This is a genomic window from Chamaesiphon sp. VAR_48_metabat_403, assembly GCF_031422475.1.
Taxonomy (GTDB): Bacteria; Cyanobacteriota; Cyanobacteriia; order Cyanobacteriales; family Chamaesiphonaceae; genus Chamaesiphon.
The window spans coordinates 1-4366 of sequence record NZ_JANPLS010000387.1; the positions used below are offsets into that span (position 1 = coordinate 1).

Annotated in this window: 5 protein-coding genes; 2 read left to right on the top strand and 3 right to left on the bottom strand. The window is 43.7% G+C overall.

The features are described 5' to 3' along the window. Positions 1–1432, bottom strand: a 1432-nt coding sequence (gene priA / locus RMO79_RS18415) for a primosomal protein N' (protein WP_310484698.1), incomplete at its 3' end; no start/stop codon positions are given. Between the two features lie 88 nt (positions 1433–1520). On the opposite strand from priA, the gene RMO79_RS18420 reads away from it, so the two are divergent. Continuing rightward, positions 1521–2369, top strand: a complete 849-nt coding sequence (locus tag RMO79_RS18420; protein ID WP_310484699.1) for an ADP-ribosylglycohydrolase family protein — start codon at positions 1521–1523, stop codon at positions 2367–2369. A 37-nt stretch (positions 2370–2406) separates the two neighbouring features. On the opposite strand, the gene RMO79_RS18425 is transcribed toward RMO79_RS18420, so the two are convergent. Both RMO79_RS18425 and RMO79_RS18430 read right to left on the bottom strand, forming a co-directional pair. Then, positions 2407–3150: an anti-sigma factor gene (locus tag RMO79_RS18425; protein ID WP_310484700.1), complete on the bottom strand. Its 744-nt coding sequence runs from the start codon at positions 3148–3150 to the stop codon at positions 2407–2409. A gap of 2 nt (positions 3151–3152) precedes the next feature. Beyond that, a complete protein-coding gene (locus RMO79_RS18430) occupies positions 3153–3719 on the bottom strand; it encodes a sigma-70 family RNA polymerase sigma factor (protein WP_310484701.1) in 567 nt (188 codons plus the stop codon). Positions 3720–4157: 438 nt separating this feature from the next. On the opposite strand from RMO79_RS18430, the gene RMO79_RS18435 reads away from it, so the two are divergent. Then, a partial coding sequence (locus tag RMO79_RS18435; RefSeq protein WP_310484702.1) for a hypothetical protein occupies positions 4158–4366 on the top strand: 209 nt, incomplete at its 3' end.

Sequence of the window (4366 nt, forward strand, 5' to 3'; positions counted from 1 at the left end):
CGTCCCCCTGTCTCCCCGTCCCCCCGTCTCGCAGTCTCCCAGTCTCCCTAGCACTTACCCACGTTTCTAACGAGGGAGTAGCAGAGCCGAGAATGAGGGGACAAGATTCTAGACGAGCGCGCCAGTTGGCGATATCTCTGGTTTGATAGGTGGGTGCTGGTTGGTCTTGTTTGAAACTAGAATCGTGTTCTTCATCGAGGATAATTAGTCCTAGATTGGGTAATGGTGCGAAAATTGCCGATCGAGTACCGATGATAATAGGATTGGTTTGATTTAACATTTGTCTCCACGTATCATAGCGTTCGCCGTCGCTGAGGGCACTATGATAAACGCCAACTTTATCGCCAAATCTCGATCGAAATCTGTCAGTTAATTGGGGGGTCAATCCAATTTCGGGGACTAATACCAATACCGATTGCTGTCGTGCTATTATTTTCGCGATCGCCTGTAGATATACTTCGGTTTTACCAGAACCTGTGACTCCATGTAATAGAACTTGGGCGAATCCTGACAGCTCGTTAATAACTGCTAATGCTGCGGCTTGATCTGGGGTGAGTTGTTTGGCTGGTTCTCGTTCTAATCCATCTACTCCTGGCTCGGATCGCAATTTTTCTTTATTGACGATCGCAATATATCCTTTCTCAGCAATCCCTTTTAAAATTGAGGAACTTTTGGTGTCGATTAGCTTCAATAAATCTGATTGCCACAATTCGCCCTGATGCTGTTTTAAAATTTCGACGATCGATCTTTGTCGCTCGGTTAAATCGTTGCCAAATAGCTCGGATGTTAAAACTACCGCTTTTTGCAATTTAGGCTGTTGAGTTTTGCCAGACTCTAAATAAGATTCGACTAAATTTTTGTCGAGTAATTCGCGCAGACCTCTGCGAGCTTGCGGAATCTGCTTTTGGATATGTTGCCAGCTATAGTTTCTGGCCGATTGCGAGTTCAATAAATCGAGAATTTTTTTGGCAATGTCGCCTAAGAAAACATCTGAATTGGCATCTAGATAAATCGATCGAATCCGTCGATGCGAGCGAGTTAACAATCCCGGCGGCAGGGCAACTTTAATAACTTGAATTAGTGGGGTATAATAGTAGTCAGCAATCTGCTCCAACCACTGCCAATAATTAGCTTTAAATAGTCCCGATGCAACAACATCATCGATATCTTTGATTTTATCGATCGCGAGATTTTCTGGCAGTCGATCGACAAATCTAATCGCAATTCCACCAACTACTTGCCCACCTAATGGTACGCTAAGAATATCACCAACCCGAATCTTCAATCGTTCCGGTACATTATAAGTATATAAAGCTTGAGTGCCCGGACAATCGACGAGTACTTCTACCAATCCCGCCGCTCGATCGCCGAGAGCATATCCAGTAATCGGTTCGGATACCATACTCGGAACGGATAGATCGGGATACAGCATGAAGTTAGATGATAAGGGCTGAGTAATTATTCAAGTTCGTCTAATACATTTAAAAATATTAACATTTTTCTGGCTAAATAAATTGGGAATGAAACACTTATTATTAACTAGATTTCAGGGTGCATTAATTGGTGGCAATATTATCTATCTCGATCGCTACCAAATTGCACCGAATCAACTATTAATTGAAACAATACCAGCCCTAAAGAAAGGAATTACTAACTTAATCGATCGAGGTAAATTCGACCCGCATGATTGGTCGCAACAGATGTTTTTAGAACTAGCCGATCCTCAGCACGCGATCGTGGCAATGCTACCCTTAATGTTATTTTTTCACGACGATCGAGTCAAACTGCGAGAAACATTAATTAATGTCAGTCATGGGTGGCAACTAGACTGGGAAACCTGCTCTAGTGCGGTGGCTATCGGCTACATTATATCTCGATCGCTTACAGAATCGTTCGATCCCAGGCAGATTATTACCCAACTCCTGGACGATATGACCAATCTTCATCCACTCATCTTTCAAGAACTTAGCACGATCGAGCGGCTACTCGATCGATCGAGTAGCCTGCATCGAGTCGCCCAGAGATTAGCCGCTACCCCGCACCCAATTGTCACCCCTACATTACTGGCAATTTATTGCTTCCTATCGACCCCTGAAGACTTTAGTTTAGCAACTCGTCGCGCCGATCGACTAGACGATCGTTCCCAACTTACCCAGGCGTTGACGGGCATTCTCGCAGGCGCACACAACAGTCTGACCGAAATCCCCCTCAATGGCTATATTGCCACTCAGGAGCTTCCACAGTGGCTCGCTCTAGGGCAAAATCTGTTAGGTGCTTGGGCGGGTGTCGATCTCCAGCATAGTTTCTCTGGCAATGTGGCTGCACCGTTATCGGTGGCCGCTCCTCAAGTCATTCAACGCCGCAGTTAATGTCTTGAGGATTAAACAGCAATTTGGTTTAAATCTGCTAAATTTCCCCAGATATAATCCGGGTTCCGGTGGGTAATGCTGGGGCATTTTCGCGATCTACCGTGACAAACAAACCAGTGGCTTTGGTGCCAGGAGGTGGTACTTGGGGTGGATTAATAGATTGGGAAGCATTTCCTCTTCCATCGGTGCGAAATTCACCACAATAAATAGTCTGCTGATTATTTAGGGTCAACCACAGCCGATAGACCTGGTTTGCTGGTAAGGGTGGTAAATTTTTAACTGAGACCACTACTTCTTGCCATTTTCCTGGCGTAAATAGCACTGTACCGCCAGACGCGCCAGTAGTTTGAGCTGTTAAAGCGACTAATTTACTATTGGGGCGTTGTAACAAGCTAGCAAGCCGTTCGGGAGTTTGTTGTCGAGCAAAATTGAGGTCTTGTCGCAGTTGGAGATTGTCGAGTAATAATGCTGCCGCAGCAATGAGAGCAGAGATAGCGACAACCATACTCCAATTCCTTTTTTTTGGTGGTACTGCTACCACTCGACCATCGATATCCGAGGATTGCAGGACTTTAGCGCGCAGATGAGCTGGTGGTTGTAGTTGAGGTACATCTAGTGTAAGACCGCCCAAGACCATCTGTAGTTCTCGCACTTCTTGGCGCAGAGCTGGATTTTCTAACATCATGCGCTCGACCAATTCTATTTCAGATGGCTCTAATTCATCTAGCACATACCCAGCAGCTAGCTCTTTTGTTTCGTCAGAAAGGGTGGAATTTGTCATGGTTAATCTATTTCTAATCTGTCCACACCAGCCAACTGTGTCTTGAGTTGCACCAGAGCCTGTCGGAGACGACTTTTGACAACTCCAGGCGTGAGATTCAAAGACTCAGCAATTTGATTGTGACTCAAACCTTGATAATAATTCAGATTGAGGATTCGACGCTGTAATTCTGGTAATGCTTGCATCGCCTGATGGATACTAGTTTTAATTTCAGCAGTTGTCGCGCGTTCTAATGGGGAGGGAGCTGTAGATTCCTCAGTAATAGTTTTTTGCCACCGAGACAAAAAACTATTAGCAGTAGTCCGCTTCCGAATTTTGTCGATCGCTCTCGATCTAGTCAGTAGTCCTAAAAAACTACTTACAGACCCTCGATCTGGGTTAAAGCTATTATTTTGCCAAAATGTTAAAAAAATATCTTGGGTGAGGTCTTCTGCGTCCCGATCGTTTTGCAAGATTTGGTGAGCGATGCTATACACCAACCCAGCATATCGATCGTACAGCACAGTGAGAGCTTGATGCTGACCGAGCCGCAAATTATGCACCAGTTCGGCATCAGGTGAGTTTTTCATAGAGTGTAAAAGAGAATTTACCACCAAATGGATTACTACACTTAGCTCAATATATTTTACGGTTGTTTTGTAAACTCGATCGATAACGGTTTATTTACTGTTACAACTTTTTCTTTAAACTCTGTTTGTAAAATTTTAAGAGTCCTCTCAATCCTAATTTATTTAGTTGCAAAATGCTGTATTTCAGCTTGAAGCTCAAGATTTACATCCCGATTCAAAACACTGTATTGTTTGCCTTGCAAAGGCTTCAGCACTTTAGAGAATCTTTTTTCTAAAAAAGTTTGAGAATTTCGATCCAATCGCATCACGAGCGCGTACTAATAATAACAGCAAGAATGGAGGATGAAAATCAGCCAGACTTGATGACTTTTACCAACTCTCTCTAGCTAATCTATTTAATATAGAGCGAGTCTAATTAACAAATCTAGGAACATCACCATGAAAGTTGCTACGCTTACCAATCTCGTTAAAACTCAATTACCTACTCAAGTATTGCTATCGATATTAGCAGTTAGTCTTTGTTTAGGTACAAGCGATCGAGCCTCTGCCATTACTGATTCTGCCGCTCCCGCTGCTACCTGTGCCAATGTAGAAGCCAAGATTCAAAATGGAACTACAGGTGCAGTAAAGGTAACGAAGTTTGAGTA

What these genes read in the sequence shown, in the direction of transcription:
- RMO79_RS18420 (WP_310484699.1), top strand. Translation starts at nt 1,521, where the DNA reads ATGAAACACTTATTATTAACTAGATTTCAGGGTGCATTAATTGGTGGC.
- RMO79_RS18425 (WP_310484700.1), bottom strand. Translation starts at nt 3,150, where the DNA reads ATGACAAATTCCACCCTTTCTGACGAAACAAAAGAGCTAGCTGCTGGG.
- RMO79_RS18430 (WP_310484701.1), bottom strand. Translation starts at nt 3,719, where the DNA reads ATGAAAAACTCACCTGATGCCGAACTGGTGCATAATTTGCGGCTCGGT.